The 17,007-nt window shown below is 61.2% G+C and carries 14 protein-coding genes and 2 pseudogenes; 11 read left to right on the top strand and 5 right to left on the bottom strand.

The window, feature by feature from the left end:
* Positions 1–210 precede the first annotated feature (210 nt).
* The 6 genes from ACR52_RS13315 (at position 211) to ycaC (ending at position 7,239) form a co-directional block, all read left to right on the top strand.
* Positions 211–738 carry a fimbrial protein gene (locus tag ACR52_RS13315; RefSeq protein ID WP_048724730.1) on the top strand — a complete coding sequence of 176 codons (528 nt, stop codon included), beginning with the start codon at positions 211–213 and terminating at the stop codon, positions 736–738.
* An 88-nt stretch (positions 739–826) separates the two neighbouring features.
* A complete protein-coding gene (locus ACR52_RS13320) occupies positions 827–1,552 on the top strand; it encodes a fimbrial biogenesis chaperone (RefSeq protein ID WP_048724733.1) in 726 nt (241 codons plus the stop codon).
* Positions 1,524–4,211, top strand: coding sequence for a fimbria/pilus outer membrane usher protein (locus ACR52_RS13325; RefSeq protein WP_236692139.1), 2,688 nt, complete (start codon positions 1,524–1,526; stop codon positions 4,209–4,211). Before ACR52_RS13320 ends, ACR52_RS13325 begins: the two co-directional genes overlap by 29 nt.
* 24 nt (positions 4,212–4,235) lie before the next feature.
* The gene (locus ACR52_RS13330; protein ID WP_082143142.1) at positions 4,236–5,549 is read left to right on the top strand and encodes a fimbrial protein; all 1,314 of its coding nucleotides are present in this window, start codon (positions 4,236–4,238) and stop codon (positions 5,547–5,549) included.
* Between the two features lie 44 nt (positions 5,550–5,593).
* Positions 5,594–6,310 carry a fimbrial biogenesis chaperone gene (locus ACR52_RS13335; RefSeq protein ID WP_236692140.1) on the top strand — a complete coding sequence of 239 codons (717 nt, stop codon included), beginning with the start codon at positions 5,594–5,596 and terminating at the stop codon, positions 6,308–6,310.
* A 296-nt stretch (positions 6,311–6,606) separates the two neighbouring features.
* On the top strand, positions 6,607–7,239 hold the full coding sequence (ycaC, locus tag ACR52_RS13340) for an isochorismate family cysteine hydrolase YcaC (RefSeq protein ID WP_048724734.1): 633 nt from the start codon (positions 6,607–6,609) through the stop codon (positions 7,237–7,239).
* A gap of 53 nt (positions 7,240–7,292) precedes the next feature.
* Here the strand turns inward: ycaC and ACR52_RS13345 are convergent, their stop codons facing one another.
* Together ACR52_RS13345 and ACR52_RS29385 are read right to left on the bottom strand one after the other, a co-directional pair.
* A complete protein-coding gene (locus ACR52_RS13345; protein WP_048724959.1) occupies positions 7,293–8,606 on the bottom strand; it encodes a sensor histidine kinase in 1,314 nt (437 codons plus the stop codon).
* A gap of 214 nt (positions 8,607–8,820) precedes the next feature.
* Positions 8,821–9,249, bottom strand: a pseudogene (locus ACR52_RS29385) (DUF1016 N-terminal domain-containing protein); the annotation flags it as partial.
* A 35-nt stretch (positions 9,250–9,284) separates the two neighbouring features.
* Between ACR52_RS29385 and ACR52_RS13355 the strand changes: the two are divergent.
* From ACR52_RS13355 to ACR52_RS13375, 5 genes and pseudogenes are all read left to right on the top strand, one after another.
* Positions 9,285–9,878, top strand: a pseudogene (locus ACR52_RS13355) (Fic family protein); the annotation flags it as partial.
* A 77-nt stretch (positions 9,879–9,955) separates the two neighbouring features.
* Positions 9,956–10,198, top strand: coding sequence for an exodeoxyribonuclease VII small subunit (locus ACR52_RS13360; RefSeq protein ID WP_003176346.1), 243 nt, complete (start codon positions 9,956–9,958; stop codon positions 10,196–10,198).
* Positions 10,195–11,082, top strand: a complete 888-nt coding sequence (gene ispA, locus ACR52_RS13365) for a (2E,6E)-farnesyl diphosphate synthase (RefSeq protein WP_048724740.1) — start codon at positions 10,195–10,197, stop codon at positions 11,080–11,082. The genes ACR52_RS13360 and ispA overlap by 4 nt, the downstream gene beginning before the upstream one ends.
* A 110-nt stretch (positions 11,083–11,192) precedes the next feature.
* Positions 11,193–13,091, top strand: a complete 1,899-nt coding sequence (gene dxs / locus ACR52_RS13370; RefSeq protein ID WP_048724743.1) for a 1-deoxy-D-xylulose-5-phosphate synthase — start codon at positions 11,193–11,195, stop codon at positions 13,089–13,091.
* A 52-nt stretch (positions 13,092–13,143) separates the two neighbouring features.
* Entirely contained in the window at positions 13,144–15,039 is a 1,896-nt protein-coding gene (locus ACR52_RS13375) for a TonB-dependent receptor domain-containing protein (protein ID WP_048724745.1), read from the top strand.
* Between the two features lie 26 nt (positions 15,040–15,065).
* Here ACR52_RS13375 and ACR52_RS13380 read toward each other — a convergent pair whose 3' ends face one another.
* The 3 genes from ACR52_RS13380 to ribA are packed head-to-tail and all read right to left on the bottom strand — an operon-like array spanning position 15,066 to position 16,884.
* Positions 15,066–15,854: a cobalamin-binding protein gene (locus ACR52_RS13380; RefSeq protein ID WP_048724748.1), complete on the bottom strand. Its 789-nt coding sequence runs from the start codon at positions 15,852–15,854 to the stop codon at positions 15,066–15,068.
* Positions 15,851–16,270 (bottom strand): nuclear FMR1 interacting 1 family protein, encoded by a 420-nt coding sequence (locus ACR52_RS13385; protein WP_048724751.1) that lies wholly within the window; start codon positions 16,268–16,270, stop codon positions 15,851–15,853. Before ACR52_RS13385 ends, ACR52_RS13380 begins: the two co-directional genes overlap by 4 nt.
* Entirely contained in the window at positions 16,267–16,884 is a 618-nt protein-coding gene (gene ribA / locus ACR52_RS13390) for a GTP cyclohydrolase II (protein WP_048724753.1), read from the bottom strand. Before ribA ends, ACR52_RS13385 begins: the two co-directional genes overlap by 4 nt.
* Positions 16,885–17,007 lie beyond the last annotated feature (123 nt).

A 17,007-nucleotide genomic window follows, 5' to 3' on the forward strand; every position in this document is an offset into this window, starting at 1 on the left:
AGACGATCCTCAAAGTACCCAGCGCTTTCGGCACGCTTCGGTGAACGGTCGCCAGGCATGGCCATTCGCAACTTTTAAGAATCGCCTGATTAAACCCAACGCCTCCTCTCCTTAAGATTGCGGCGCCTGGACAAGCCCCGTTACGCCCGTTGGCGAACACCGGACAGCCTCCACGCACTGCCCTAATCAACTTTAATGAGGAGTTCCACCATGAAGCGTATTGCCTTGATCCTGGCCATGACCGCCGCTCCAGCCCTGACCTTCGCAGCCGCCCAGAACACCATCACGTTCACCGGCCAGGTATCGGCTCAAACCTGCGCTGTAGCGGTCAATGGCAACGCCGCGAACCCGGTCATCCTGATGCCTACCGTCAGCGCTGCCGCCCTGAATGCAGTGGGTAGTACGGCAGGCGAAACACCGTTCACCATCAGCGTGAGCGGCTGCACCGCACCCTCGTCTAGCCTTGCCATCAAGACGGCTTTCCTGGGTAACAACGTGACCAGCGCAGGCAACCTTGCCAACGCGGGTACGGCCACCAACGTACAAGTGCAACTGCTCAGCGAAACTGGCGGTTCTGCCGTTGTACTCAACGGGATTACCTCCGTTGCAGGCTTGACCCTGAGCTCCGGCGCCACCAGCGCCAGCCACGATTTCGCTGTTCGCTACATCAGCGAAGCCGGTGCCGCCACGGCCGGTACTGTTTCGGCCACCGCGCAATACGCCCTGGATTACCTGTAATCCCTGGTACCTGCCGGGCCCTGTGCCCGGCACTTTTACCCACGCCCGCATTCTTCACCCGCTCTGCGCCTGTTGGACGGAGAACACCATGACTCGCCTGAAGAAAACCACACTGGCCTTGGCGCTGACACTCGGCACGGCCATGACCTCCTATGCACATGCCAGCGTCGTAATGACGGGCACCCGTGTCATCTACCCGGCCCAAGCCCAGGAAAAGGTGGTGCAACTGACCAATCAGGACACCCATCCCTACCTGGTCCAAATGTGGCTCGACACGGGCAACCCGAACCTCACCGCACAGACCGCTGACGCTCCATTTATCGCCAGCCCGCAAGTGTTTCGCATGAACCCCAATGCCGGCCAGGTCGTGCGCCTGGTCTTCACCGGCAACGACTTGGCGAAGGACCGCGAATCGCTGTTCTACCTCAATTTCGTGCAGATGCCGGCCATGAAGACCAGCGAGCTGCAAGCCAACAAGTTGCTGCTCAGCGTCAGTAGCCGCATGAAGGTGTTTTACCGCCCGCAAGAGCTGGCCGGAAACCCCGACGCGCTGAGCCAATCCCTGCATTTCAAGCTTCAGGGCAAGGCGGTGATCGCCCGCAATGACAGCGGGTATTTCGCCACCGTGCGCCGTGCCGACGTGGTCAGCCGGGGCAAGTCCTACGCGCTTTCCCAGGCATCGATGGTCGCGCCGTTGAGCCAGGCCAACTGGGCGCTGCCCGCCGGCGCCTCCGCCGCTGCGGGAGACACCGTGCGCCTGACATTGGTCAACGATTTCGGTGCTGATGTCGTCACTGATCTGCCCCTTCTTTGATCAGCACGGGGTGATCGTCATGCCTACCTATTGCGTATCAGCCTTCAAGATGGGTCTTGTATTTGCACGTCACCGCTGGTTACCCGGTTTCGTGCAGTCAACCCTATTCAGCACGGTCAGCCTGATGAGCCCAGGCATTGCCATGGCGCAAAGCACCGTCGCAGCGTCCAGCGACGCTTATGTGTTCGACGACAACATGCTGTTTGGCAGCGGTTCACTGGCGCGCTTCAACAGGGTCAACGCCATTGAACCCGGGCAATACCGGGTGGATTTGTTTATCAACGGTCGTTTTGTCGACCGCGTTGACCTGCGCTTCGCCGACCAGGGTGAAGGCGATGTGCAGCCATGCCTGCCCGCAGCGTTGCTGGAAAGCGGCGGAGTTCTCAAAAGCGCTATCCAGTCCCCCGGCACGGACCAGTGCCTGGTGCTCGGCAAAGCCGTTCAGGGCGCGTCGACAGCATTCGATTTCGGGCAGATGCGCCTGGACCTGAACGTGCCACAGAGCCTGATGCTGAACACCCCGCGCGGCTACGTCGCGCCGCAAAACCTGGACGGCGGCAACACCATCGGTTTTGTGAACTACAGCGCCAGCCAGTACCACGTCACACGCACAGGCAACTACAGCGGCAGTTCCGACTCCAGCTACCTGGCCCTCAACAACGGGTTGAACATGGGTCTGTGGCGCCTGCGCCAACAAGGCAATTTGCGTTACGACAACGACAACGGCAGCCACTGGAACACCACCCGCACTTACGCCCAACGCGCCCTGCCTGGATTACAAGGCGAAATGACCGTGGGCCAGGGTTTTACTTCAGGTCGGTTTTTTTCCGGCATGAGCTACACCGGGCTGGAGATTGCTTCCGACGACCGCATGTTGCCGGAGTCAGTGCGCGGCTATGCACCTACGGTACGTGGGATTGCCAAAACCAACGCGCAGGTGATCGTGCGCCAGAACGGCAATGACATCTATCAGACCACCGTTGCGCCTGGTCCTTTTGAAATCAGCGACCTCTACTCCACCAGCTACAACGGCGACCTTGAAGTCTCGGTGGTCGAGGCCGACGGCAGCGTCAGCCGTTTCACGGTACCGTTTTCGGCGGTTCCCGAATCGTTGCGACCTGGCCTGTCACGCTACAGCATGGCGCTGGGCCGAAGCCGCGATCTTGGCGACCACGATCCCTTCAGCGAAATGACCTACCAGCGCGGCCTGACCAACAGCGTGACCGCCAACAGCGGCTTGCGGGTAGCCGAGGGCTACCAGGCGCTGGTGCTCGGCGGCGTTTACGCCAGCACCCTGGGCGCATTCGGGTTGGACACCACCTACTCGCGCGCCAATCTGCCGAACGAAGGCCAGCTCGATGGCTGGATGGCACGCCTGTCCTACAGCCGTACCTTCCAGCCGACCAAGACCACCTTGTCGATTGCCGGCTACCGCTATTCAACCGAAGGCTATCGAGACCTCGGCGACGTGCTCGGCGTGCGCGAGTCGATCCGCAACCACCAAACCTGGGAGTCGACGAGCTATATGCAACGCTCACGCTTCGAGGTGTCGATCAATCAAAACCTCAATGACTACGGCAGCGTGTTTTTATCCGGTTCGACCCAGGACTACCGCAGCGGCCGAGAACGCGACACGCAGCTGCAATTTGGCTGGGCCAACACCTTGCGCAACAACGTCAGCGTCAACCTGTCCGTGTCGCGACAAAGCACCGGCAGTTACCTGAACCGGCGAAGCGGCAATTACAACGACCAACTGGACAACACGGTCTCGGACAACGGGGTAGGCACCACGCGCAGTGCCGGCACCCAAGAGACCGTCACGCTGCTCTCGGTGTCCTTCCCTCTTGGCAGCCCGGCCCGCTCGAATGTGCCGTCGCTGAGCAGCTCAGTGACGCACAGCTCTACCTCTGGCGACCTGTATCAAACTTCGTTGTCGGGCACCCAGGGGGCCGATCAGACCTTGAGCTACAGCATGGACGTGTCCCGCGACGCCGATCAGAAACAGAACGTGTGGAGCGCCAACGTCCAGAAATATCTGCCCAACGCCTCGGTCAGCGCCAGCGCGTCCAAAGGGCAGGATTACTGGCAAGCGTCCGGCAGCGCTCGTGGTGCCTTGGCCGTGCACGGCGGCGGTGTGACATTCGGGCCTTACTTGGGCGACACCTTCGCCCTGATCGAAGCCAAGGGCGCCAGCGGTGCGAAGGTCATGAATGGCATGGGTGCAACCATCGACAGCGACGGCTACGCGCTGGTGCCGTCGCTAACCCCTTATCGCTACAACACGGTAGCCATCAACCCTGAGGGCATGAGTGAAAAAGCCGAACTCGATGACGGCCAGCGCCGCGTAGCGCCCTATGCAGGAGCAGCCGTGAAGGTTGAATTCAAGACCCGCGTCGGCAACGCAATCCTGGTCAAAGCCGTACGCCCCGGCGGTGAGGCCGTGCCCATGGGCGCCGATGTATTGGACGAAAACGGCAGCCTCATCGGGATGGTCGGCCAAGGCAGCCAGGCTTACCTGCGCACCGAAAAACTCAAGGGCCGCCTGACCGTCCGTTGGGGCGAAGGCACAAACGAGCAGTGCCGGATGCAGTTCGACCTGGCGCGACAGGATGTCAGCCAAGCCCTGATCAAACTCAACAGCGACTGCCGCCGCCCCTGAACCTCTTTTACACCGGAGCTCACGATGACTCTTTTTCGCCCACTGTTCACACTGCTCCTGACCCTCGGCGCCACCGTCGGTGCGGATGCCCAGGCAACCTGCACGCGGGTCTTCAACGGTAATCAAGTGCTGGACGGCAACTCGGCACAACTGACGTTTGGCCGGGTTAACCTGACCTCCAGCTACCTGCAACCGGTCGGCACGCATTTGGGCTCCGTTGTAGTCTCCGCCGCGACGGCGCCCGGACTCACCAGCGAGACCGTACTGTGGCAATGCGACCTGAGCGACGCCGACAGCATTTACGAGGTGTTCGCCACCAACGGTGACGACCGTGTCGGCGGTTATTGGGAAATCGGCAATGGCTCAGGGGCCTCGGTCAACGATGGGCTGCCCGGTTACTACGCCACGTGGTTCCCCTATGTCGGGATCAAATTGACGCACCTGAACTCCGGCAAAGTGTTCACACGCTATTGGCAGGACGCCAAAATCACCCAGTACGACACGGTCGGCAGCAAGATCCAGATCAAAGCCAAACACTTGAGCATGATCCAGGGCGAACTTGCTCGCGTATCCAGCCTCCCGCCATCGTCAGGCTCGGGAAGTAACTGGTGCGGGGGCCAGGCAGCCTCCAGTGGCAGCGGGACCTACAGCTATACATGCACCCAGCCCAATGGCTACATCCAGTTTCGAGGGGGTGGCATCGCCTCGGACCCGGTGGGGTCGGACTCCAACAACAACTACAACTTCTGGGGCGCACGCAACGGTATTGCGTTTGGCATGCGCGCCGCGGCTTCTATCAGTTACACCGCGACCTGCGTAGCCCGCAATGTCACGCCCGTAGTGAGTTTCCTGCCGATCACCGCCACTGAGTTGAACCAGGGCATGACGCGCAGCAGTGATTTCACCATCGGCCTGGAATGCAGCAACACCGCCAGTTCCGGCACCGCCAGCAACCAGACCGCACTGGGTATCCAAGTGGCCTACAGCGCGTATACCCAAGCCCAGTCCCTGGGGCTGTTGACCAGTGGCGGCGGGGTGACCTATCTGGTGTCCAACGGCTATGGCACCGACCCTTCCGTAGCCACCGGGGTGGGTATCAGCCTGCGTAACGCCAGCAACGGCAGTGCCATGAATTTTCTGGGATGGTCGGGCACCGGCACGGGCGCTACCGGCGGCTGGTACCCGGTATTGGCGGGCGCCAGCAGCGCCGGCAGCAGCGCGTCCGGCTACACCAGCTACCTGCAGACGATCACCGCGACCCTCAGCACCCTGCCTGGCGAAACAGCCAAGCCGGGCAGGGTCAACGCCACCGCTTACGTACTGGTGAAGGTCCAATGATCAGGCTGGCGTTCTACTCAGCACTTGTGTGGATGTGTGCGGCAATGAGTGCGTCCTCAATTGCCCGCGCCGGGCTAATGCCCGAGCAGACCCGGTTGATCTTCCACGAGGGCCAGACCCAACGCTCGCTGATGCTGGCCAACACCAATGCCTATCCCGTGGTGGTGCAAACCTGGGTTGACAACGGCGAAGGCAACCGCGCGCCGGAAAACTCAGTCTCGGCGATGATCGCCCTGCCCTCGGTATTTCGTCTGCAACCCCAAGCGTTGCAGGGCCTGCGCATTGTTTACGACGGTAGCGCGCTGCCCAAGGACCGTGAGTCCGTGAGCTGGTTGAATCTCTACGAAATCCCTCCTGCCAAAGTAGACGCTCCCGCGCTTTCTACACGCGTCGCCGTGGCCATGAACACCCAGATGAAAATCTTCTACCGTCCCGCCCACCTGCCCAGCGCTCCCGAAAAAATGGCTGGCACCCTGACCTTTCGCATCGAACAGCAGGCAGGTACCTGGGTGCTGGTGTGCCATAACCCCAGCCCCTATCACGCCTCGTTTTCTTCTTTGCGCGTGGGTGTTCAAGGGCGTGAACAGCCCGTGGCAAAGTCCCTCGACATGATGGCCCCGCCCCTCAGCGACAAAGCCTACCCGCTGGGAGATTTCACCCCCGGCGCAGATGCCCGCGTACCCGTCAGCTACACGCTGATCGATGACGGCGGTCACTACCTGGACGGCCACGCAACCGCCTCCGTGCATCAGATGCCGTAATGACAACCGCCTGATAGAAACGCATAAGGCCCAGCTCGAAAGACCTGGGCTTTTTCCTGGGTGTGCATTCAGAGCCTGTGCCGGCCTTTTAGTACCTGCAGAAAAACTCACCTTCAGATCCGCGTCGATTACCCATCCCCCTCATCCATCCATAACCTATTCCCGCCGCGAACATTGTCCTTTTTTAGTTGACAGTAAGACGCCTCCCACCCGATTTATCCCACACCCACCACCCATTAATCTGTGCCCATGTTGAACGCAACGCCCAACCCACTTAAACAAAAAAGGATTCAACCATGAGCACTGCAACCTACAACCGCTTGAACAAAGACGACGCCGTAGTTCTGCTGGTCGACCACCAGACCGGTCTCATCTCGCTGGTACAAGACTTCTCGCCCAACGAGTTCAAGAACAACGTGCTGGCCCTGGCCGACCTGGCGAAGTTCTTCAACCTGCCGACGATCCTCACCACCAGTTTCGAGCAGGGCCCCAATGGCCCGTTGGTGCCGGAGTTGAAAGAGATGTTCCCGGACGCTCCGTACATCGCTCGCCCCGGCCAGATCAATGCCTGGGACAACGAAGATTTCGTCAAAGCGATCAAGGCGACGGGGCGTAAGCAGATCATCATTGCGGGCGTGGTGACGGACGTGTGCGTAGCGTTCCCGACGTTGTCGGCGCTGGCGGAAGGATTTGATGTGTTTGTAGTGACGGATGCTTCGGGCACGTTCAACACCACGGTGCAGCAGGCGGCCTGGAGCCGGATGACGCAAGCGGGTGCGCAGATGATGAACTGGTTCTCGGTGGCGTGTGAGTTGCAGGGTGACTGGCGCAACGATATCGAAGGCCTGGGCAATCTGTTGTCCCAGCGCATTCCGAACTATCGCAACTTGATGAACGGTTATTCGGCGCTGACGGCGCGTCAGAACTAAGTCAGCCGACTGACAACGAAAGCCTGCCCTGAAAAGCAGGCTTTTGGCGTTTTTCAGTCCAGATGCAGGTGGCTGTCGATACGTCCGAGGGCCCGCAGGTAGAGGTTCATGGTGGTGCCGACGCCAAGCGTGGTTTGCACCTTCACCGTGCCGCCGGCACGTTGGGCGAACTCCAGAACCTGGGACAACCCCAGCCCGGTCCCTTTGCCTGCGCACTTGGTGGTGAAGAACGGCTCGAAGACTTTGCTTGCGAGGTCATCGGGCATGCCGGGGCCGTTGTCGGCGACGCTGAGCAGCAGGTAATTGCCGGCGGCCAGGACTTCGTCCTGCTCGATGTTCACCAGACGCGAGCTGATGTGTACGCGGCCTTTGCCGCCCAACGCATCACGGGAGTTGGCCAGCAGGTTGATGACGGCCGCACTCAGTTGCGCCTCTTCGCACAAGACACCGGTACCCGGGGCTGCCAGGTCCAGCGACAGTTCGATGTTGTCCGTGGCGGTGCGCAAAAGCACGTCACGCATGCTTTCGAGGCGTTCATTGACGTCGATGCACATCAAGTTGGGGCTGTCATGGCGCACGCTGGTCAGCAGGTGGTTGACCAACAATCGGCCTTGATCCACCGCTTGCAACCCGGCGTCGCTGAAACGCTCGACATCCGCAGGCCGGCGCGCGCGCAGGCGGATCATCTGCAGGCTGGCGCTGAGGGCCTGCAGCAGGTTGTTGAAGTCGTGGGCGATGCTGGCGGCCACCATACCCAGGGACGAAACGCGCTTGGCATGATGCATAAACTGTTCGGCCTGACGCCCCAGCAACTGGGCCTGGGCGAGTTCGCTCTCCAGGTGTTGGGCATGCTGTTCGCGCTGTTCGCTGAGCCGGCGCAATTGCAGCAGGCAAGCGGTTTGTCGCGCCAGCGCCAGCAAGGCGTTGTGCTGCACGACGGTGAGCGTCCTGGCACGGGTGTCGATGACGCAGACCGTGCCCAGCGCAAAACCTCGGTCATCGCAAATCGGCGCGCCGGCATAAAAACGGATATATGGCGGCCCTAATACCAGCGCGCTGTGTTCAAAACGCGGGTCGCGAGTGGCGTCCTCCACCACCAGCACCTCTTCCGGGGCCAGGATGGCGTGGGCGCAGAACGCCAGGTCGCGGTGGGTCTCGCGCACGTCCAGGCCGATGCAGGCCTTGAACCACTGGCGCTCGTTATCCACCAGCGACACCAATGCGATCGGCACATCGCAAAGGCTGGTCGCCAGCAGCACGATGTCGTCGAAACCTGGCTCAGGTGCGCTGTCCAGTATGCCCAGGTGTTCCAGGGACCGGATGCGCTCTTGCTCATTGGCGGGAAGCGGGGCAGGAAGATGAGGCATCTGCATACGTCGCGATCAGGTCTAGGAAAAAGAATGATGCTTGGGGAACAACGGAGCAGCAAGGTAAATGAGGAAAACCTTATATCCGTGCGTCTGTTAGGCCGAGCCCTGGGTTTGGTTGTGGTTTTTTTGACGCTCCGGCGGTAAACGGCGTGTATGAAGCAGCAGGCCGATGGTGGGGCCGTCCTGTGGGTGCCTGAACTGGGCATCCATGGGCATCGGCAGTCAGGCTAAGAAAGTCAAAGCGGTAAGGATCTTTCAGGGACTCGCGCGCCAGATCGGACTGAGGTTTGGGCAGATGGCTCTCGACATTACTCACGGCGTTGCCGTTGCGCTCCAGCAGACGGGCCTCGATCTGGATGGCGAGGACATTGCGCGATCAGTTGTGCTTGATCGCCTGAGCGGCGCACCAGCGGCGGGTTTCGGGGCCGGGGAGTTTGTCCAGCAGCACTAAATTATGCCCCCTGGGCAATTGTGCAGCAGCTTGTTGCACAAATTCAGAATCCGGCCACGCCTCGGCAAAAGCGCGCATGTACTTGAGATTACGCGGTGAAAAGCCCTTCATCTCCGGGCAGACGGGGTTGGCAGCGTTTGAAACACAGCTCAAGAACGCGCAGGGACACTGCTCGTCAATGAGCGGCATCGCTATTTAATGTAGTCGTGAACAGCGTTTTGACGCTGACTTGGTTCGAAAACAGTCGCCATCAGCAGGATCTCGACCCTCTGGTGCGCGCTGGCGTGGCGCACTTCTGGTTTGTCACCTTGCATCCTTTCGACGACGGCAATGGTCGCCTGACGCGCACGATCACTGACTTGGCATTGGCCCAGGGCGAACACCAGGCTATCCGTTTTTATGCGATGTCGGCCAACATCCTGGACGACCGAGGCGGTTACTACAACGCGCTGGAGTCCAGCCAGAGGGCCTCGCTGGATATCACTGTCTGGCTGGAGTGGTTCCTGAAAACCCTTCTGCGTAGCCTGCAGCAGGTGATGGCACGGATTGATCGGGTGCTGGACAAGAGCCGGTTCTGGCAGCAACACCGTGACTTCTCTTTGTCCGCCGAACAGATCAAGGCGCTCAACCGCCTGCTCGACGGCGGTAAGAACGGCTTTGAGCACGGCATCAGCGCCGCACAGTACCTGGCGGTGGGGAAGGTGTCCAAGGCAACGGCGACGCGGCATTTGGCCGACTTGCTGGAGAAAAACTGCCTGGTGCGTTTACCCGGCGGAGGGCGCAGTACACGCTATCAAATCAACGACCGGGGCGATTGAACGGTCGCCACTCATTTGCCCAAATCCCCCATGTCTGCTAGTGTCGCGCCGGTTTACCGTCTACCGGAATAGCCGCCATGGCCCGCAAAAAAGTTGCACTCGATTTCGAACAATCCCTCGCCGACCTGCAAACCCTGGTCGAGCGTCTGGAGAACGGCGAGTTGTCGCTGGAAGACTCGTTGACGGCGTTTGAGCAAGGCATCGGCCTGACCCGTGACTGCCAGAGCGCGTTGGCGCAGGCGGAGCAGAAGGTGCAGGTGTTGCTGGAGCGTGATGGGGAGTTGGCCGAAGAACCTTTCGATGCGGAACAACCCGAATGATCGACGCGTATCAGGCCAGTAGCCAAGCCCGGGTCAATGCGGCGTTGGAACCCTTGTTTGTTGCGCCAAGCCCCGAAATGAACCGTCTCTACGACGCCATGCGCTACAGCGTGATGAATGGCGGCAAGCGCGTGCGCCCGTTGCTGGCGTATGCGGCCTGTGAGGCCCTCGGCGCTCCCGCTGAGCAGGCCAATGGCGCGGCGTGTGCGGTGGAGTTGATTCACGCCTATTCCCTGGTACACGACGATTTGCCGGCAATGGACGATGACGATCTGCGTCGCGGCCAGCCGACCACTCATAAAGCCTTTGATGAAGCCTATGCGATTCTGGCCGGCGATGGCCTGCAGAGCCTGGCGTTCAGCGCATTGCTGGACCCGGCGCTGAGCAGCGTGAATGCCGAAATCCGCTTGCGTATGGTGACGGCCCTGGCCCTGGCCGCAGGCCCTGCCGGCATGGTCGGCGGGCAAGCGATCGACATGGGCTCGGTCAGCCTAAAGCTGGACCAGCAAGCCCTCGAACACATGCACCGGCACAAGACCGGCGCGTTGATCGAAGCCGCCGTGCACCTGGGCGCCCTGGCCAGTGGCCGTGCCGAAGCTGCGCAATTGGCCGCCTTGCAGACCTACTCCCGGGCGGTCGGCCTGGCGTTCCAGGTGCAGGATGACATTCTCGACGTGGAAAGTGACACCGCCACCCTGGGCAAACGCCAGGGCGCCGATATCGCACGGGACAAACCGACTTATCCTGCGCTGCTCGGGCTGGAAGCCGCCAAGGCCTACGCCCTTGAGCTGCGCGACCAGGCCCTGGCCGCCCTGCGACCTTTCGACGCGGCGGCCGAGCCACTGCGTGACCTGGCGCGGTATATCGTCGAACGTCGCCACTGATTGCAGCGGCCATTACGGCCGCATATCGGCCAAGTTCGGCGCTCTGCGTGGGCAGTTTGCAATGCTTGAGGTAAACTGCCGCCTCTTCTATACCTATAACGATTCGCCTGATGCCCACGACGTTTCAAGAGATTCCCCGCAAGCGCCCGTCCACGCCCCTGCTCGACCGTGCTGCCACGCCGGACGGCCTGCGTCGTCTGGGTGAAGCCGAGCTGGAAACCCTGGCCGATGAGTTGCGCCTGGAATTGCTCTACACGGTCGGCCAGACCGGTGGGCATTTCGGTGCAGGCCTGGGCGTCATCGAGCTGACCATCGCCTTGCATTACGTGTTCGACACCCCGGACGACCGGCTGGTGTGGGACGTGGGCCATCAGGCGTATCCGCATAAAATCCTCACTGGCCGTCGCGAGCGCATGAGCACCCTGCGCCAGAAGGACGGCGTCGCCGCCTTCCCGCGTCGCTCCGAGAGCGAGTACGACACCTTTGGCGTCGGCCACTCCAGCACCTCGATCAGTGCGGCACTGGGCATGGCGATTGCCGCCCGTCTGCAAAACAGCGATCGCAAGGCGATTGCAGTGATTGGTGACGGCGCGCTGACCGCCGGCATGGCCTTCGAAGCGCTGAACCATGCGCCGGAAGTGAACGCCAACATGTTGGTGATCCTCAACGACAACGACATGTCGATCTCGCGCAATGTCGGTGGTTTGTCGAATTACCTGGCAAAAATCCTCTCCAGCCGTACCTACGCCAGCATGCGCGAAGGCAGCAAGAAAGTGCTCTCGCGCCTACCCGGCGCGTGGGAAATTGCCCGACGTACCGAAGAATATGCCAAGGGCATGCTGGTCCCCGGCACGCTGTTCGAAGAACTGGGCTGGAATTACATCGGCCCGATCGACGGCCATGACCTGCCGACTCTGATCGCCACCCTGCGTAACATGCGCGACCTCAAGGGCCCGCAGTTCCTGCACATCGTCACCAAGAAGGGCAAAGGTTTCGCCCCGGCCGAAGTCGATCCGATCGGTTACCACGCCATCACCAAACTCGAACCCCTGGACGCGCCCGCCGCCGCGCCGAAAAAGGCCAGCGGGCCGAAGTATTCCGGTGTGTTTGGCGAATGGCTGTGCGACATGGCCACCGCCGACCCACGCCTGGTGGGTATTACCCCGGCGATGAAGGAAGGCTCCGACCTGGTAGCGTTCAGCGAACGTTTCCCGCTGCGCTACTTCGACGTGGCGATTGCCGAGCAGCACGCCGTGACCTTCGCCGCCGGCATGGCCTGTGAGGGCGCCAAGCCGGTGGTAGCGATCTACTCCACTTTCCTGCAGCGTGGTTATGACCAACTGATCCATGACGTTGCGGTGCAAAACCTCGACGTACTGTTCGCCATCGACCGCGCAGGCCTTGTAGGCGAAGACGGCCCGACCCACGCTGGCAGTTTCGACCTGTCCTACTTGCGGTGCATCCCCGGCATGCTGGTGATGACGCCTAGCGACGAGAACGAACTGCGCAAGATGCTCAGCACCGGCCACCTGTACAACGGCCCGGCCGCCGTGCGTTACCCGCGTGGCAATGGCTCGAATGCAGTGATCGAAAAAGACCTGGAGCCGATCGAGATCGGCAAAGGCATCGTGCGGCGCCAAGGCAGCAAGACTGCGTTCCTGGTGTTCGGCGTGCAACTGGCCGAAGCCCTGAAAGTGGCCGAGAAGATCGACGCGACCGTGGTCGACATGCGCTTCGTCAAACCGCTGGATGAAGCACTTCTGCGCGAGATCGCCGGCAGCCATGAATTGCTGGTTACGGTCGAAGAGAACGCCATCATGGGCGGTGCCGGGGCGGCCGTCAGCGAGTTCCTGGCGCGGGAGAATATCCTCAAGTCGGTGCTGCACATAGGCTTGCCGGATATGTACGTCGAGCACGCCAAGCCGGCGCAAATGCTGGCCGAATGTGGGTTGGATGAGGCTGGCATTGAGGCATCGGTTCGCCAGCGCCTGACACTGCTGGGCCTGTAACCCCAAAACACCTGTAGGAGCCGGCTTGCCGGCTCCTACACATGGACAGCCCATGAAATACCTTCGCCTGGCCCTGCCCCTCCTCTTTCTGCCCTCGCCAGCCCTGCTCGCTGACACCCGCGACCAAGCCCTGAAACTCCCCGACGTGGTCATCAGCGCCAACCGCCAGGTACAAGCGCGCAATGACAGCAGCGCTGCCAACACGGTCTTCACCCGCGATGATATCGACCGCCTGCAACCCACCAGCGTGACGGACCTGCTCAGCCGCGTACCGGGCGTGCAAGTCGCGCCAACCGGCGGGCGTGGCAGTTTGCCGGGCATCTCTATTCGTGGCACCAAATCCGCGCAAAGCCTGGTGTTGGTCGATGGGCAACGCATTGCCAATACCACCTCCGGTGACAGCGGGCTGCAATACCTGAACATCGACCAGATTGAACGCGTGGAAGTACTGCGCGGCTCACGCTCGGTGATCTACGGCAGTGATGCGATTGGCGGGGTGATCCAGGTATTTACCCGACGCAATGCCGAACAGGGCCTGCAGCCGCGCGTGAAGCTGGGTTTTGGCAGCAACCAGACCTGGGAGCGCAGCGTGGGTCTCTCCGGCGGTGATGAGCACACGCGCTTCAACCTGGGGGTGAGCCTGGATGAAACGGCGGGCATCAACTCCACGCACGAGTCGTTCGCAAGCGATGGCGACCATGATGCCTATCGCAATCAATCCATCAGCCTGAACCTCAGCCATTCGTTCAGTGATGAATTGGAACTGGGTTTCAATCTGTTGGATAACCGCGGCAAGTCGGAGTACGACAACAGCTTCGGCCGCTACGACTTCTCCACCAGGCAAAGTGTTGGGCAAAAACCCTACACCGACTACACCGTGAGCAGCGCCAGCGGTTATGTCGACGCCACACTCAATGAACACTGGCAATCGCGCCTGGAACTGGGCCACAGCGAAAACCGCGACACCAAGCGCGATACCCTCAGCGATGATTTCAGCGTGTTCAATACCTATCGCGACTCGGTCAACTGGCAGAACGACCTGACGCTGGATGAGCAGAACAGCCTGATACTCGGCGGCGACTGGTACGAAGACCGCTTCCACGGCTCCACCACCTTTACCGAAAACAGCCGCTGGAACCGTGCTGCCTTTGCGCAGCACCGCTTCCACAGCGAATGGTTTTCCACAGAGCTGGGCCTGCGCCGGGACCAGAATCAACAATTCGGCGGCCAGAACAGCTGGAGCGGCACCCTCACATTGCCAATCAACGCCGACAATGACCTGCTGCTGAGCTACAGCGAAGGCTTCCGGGCGCCGACCTTCAACGACCTCTATTACCCCGACACGAAGTACAGTAACCCCAACCTGCAGCCCGAAACCTCGAAGAGCTACGAGCTGCAATGGCGCAGCCAACTGAGTGACAGCACACGCCTGGAAGCCTCGCTGTACCGCACCGACTTGAGCGATGCAATCATCCTCGACCGCAACAGCAAGCCGCAGAACGTAGCGTCGGCACGCATCAATGGCTTTGAAGGCGCACTCAAGCAGGAGCTGTTTGGCTGGCAGGGCAACCTGGGCGTTGCGATCATCGACCCGCGTGACCGCGACACCGGCCATACCCTGGCCCGTCGCGCGCGGCGCACAGTGAGCCTGGACCTGGATCGGCAATTTGATCAATTCGGGGTGGGCGCAAGTTGGCAGGCGATCAGCCGCAGCTACGACGATGAAGACAATCGCAATCGCCTGGGCGGTTACGCCTTGCTGGGGCTGCGCAGCAGTTGGGCGTTGAACCGGGAAGTGGCGCTGTCGCTGAAAGTCGATAACGTGCTGGACAAGACCTACGCGCGGGCACGCTATAGCTATGACGATCCAGACTTCCTGAACAATCAGAACTACCGGGAAGAAGGTCGAGTCTGGATGTTTGGCGTGACCTGGACACCGGAAACCTGAGCGGTAAGCACAGACCCATGCAGGTGTCAGCGGTTCAGCACAATCACCTGACACAACCGCGCCACCGCTTCCAGCATCTGCCCGCTGGGCCGTTCCAGGCCCTTGTCCGGCACTAACCGCACCCGTGCCGCCATCGCTGGCCAGGCCTTCCAGGCCTCCATCTGAGCCTGATCACCTACCAGAATCACCTCGGGATTGCGCTGCAGCACAGACTCAATGCTGACCTGCGGTGCGGGCAACTTGAGGTCGTCGAACACATTGCGCGCGCCACACACATTCAACGCGTCGCTGATGATCTGCCCGCCGCCCACGGTGTAGAGCGGCTGGTTCCACACCTGATAAAACACCCGCAACGGCTCGGCACGCTGATAGCGCTGGCGCAGTTCGGCCAGGCGTTGGCGCAATTGCGCGGCCAACTGCCGACCGGCGTCGACACGGCCCAATTGCTCGGCAATGGCTTGGACTTGGGTGGTCAGCTGTTCAAGGCTATGGGGTTCGGCGACAAACACCGGGATATTCAGGCGCTGCAGTTGCTCACGCTGGGCCCGCCCAACGCTGCCGGGCCAGAGCAGGATCAGGTCGGGCTTGAGGCTGAGCAGGCGCTCCATGTTCAACTGGCCGTAATGCCCAACCGACGGCACGTTCGCCAACGCCGCCGGCCGTTCGCCGCCATCGAGCACGCCCACCAGCAAGTCGGCAGCGCCCAGTTCAACCACGATTTCAGAGAGGGAGGGCGCCAGGCTGACGACGCGCTCGACCGCCAGCGCCTGGGCACCGAATGCCAGCAACAGCAGCGTCAGCCAGCGCCCCATCATCCCAGCTGACGGGGGATGCGGTAGAGGTAAAACAGCACCAGGGTCGACAGCGCCAGCAGAAACAGCGGCACCGCCTCCAGGCCGACGAACACCGCCAGTGCGCCGATCCAGGCCGGCACGGCGGCAACCAACAAGGCCGTGCGTCGACGGGCCGCGAGGGTGATCCAGGCAGCCGGTTCTTCGGGGGTGTCGAGGGCTTTGGAGGTGGCGATCAGCGCGTGTTTATAGCCGTGGAAATAGCGCAGGCTGAGAAACATCGAAGCCACGCCGGCGATAAAAAACGGCATGGCCAGCACCGGCAGCAAGGATTCGGCTTGGCCGAACACCAGGTTGATCACGAACAAGGGCAGCATTGCCAGGGCCAGGTACTGCCACCAGTTGAAGGACAGCCGCCGTTTCACCTGGCCGCGAGTCACGCGCGGTCGACCTCGCCCTGATGCTCGTTGCCCATCATGTGGTCGAGCTTGCTGGCTTTGGTGGCCAGGTAGAGTTTGTTGTGCGGGTTGTGACCGGTGTGCAGCGGCACGCGCTCGGCTACGGTGATGCCCATCTCGGTCAAGGCTTTGACCTTGCGCGGGTTATTGGTCATCAGGCGTACGGATTTCACGCCTAGGTGCTCCAGCATCGGCAGGCAGATGGCGTAGTCACGCTGGTCGGCAGCAAAACCCAGGCGCTCGTTGGCTTCGACGGTGTCGGCGCCGCCGTCTTGCAGCTCGTAGGCGCGAATTTTGTTCAACAGGCCAATGCCACGGCCTTCCTGACGCAAGTACAGCAACACGCCACGGCCTTCACGGGCGATGGCCTGCATCGCGGCTTCCAGTTGCGAGCCGCAGTCGCAGCGCTGGCTGAACAGCGCGTCGCCAGTCAGGCACTCGGAGTGCACGCGGCCGAGCACCGGCGCGCCATCGGCGATGTCGCCCAGGCTGAGCACAACATGCTCGCGCCCGGTGGCTTCTTCGAGAAAGCCGCTCATGGTAAACGTGGCAAAAGGGGTAGGCAGCTTGGAAGCAGCGACGAAAACGACGGGCACCGTGTGCTCCTGATTTCAGATTTCACAGAGGCAGGCATTGTAACAGCCTGTTCCTACAGACGCTTAAGCTGAATTATCGCTGATAAAGATCAATCGGTTTGATTGGCCTTTGCATCAGTTCTA

This window comes from Pseudomonas fildesensis, assembly GCF_001050345.1.
Lineage (GTDB): Bacteria > Pseudomonadota > Gammaproteobacteria > Pseudomonadales > Pseudomonadaceae > Aquipseudomonas > Aquipseudomonas fildesensis.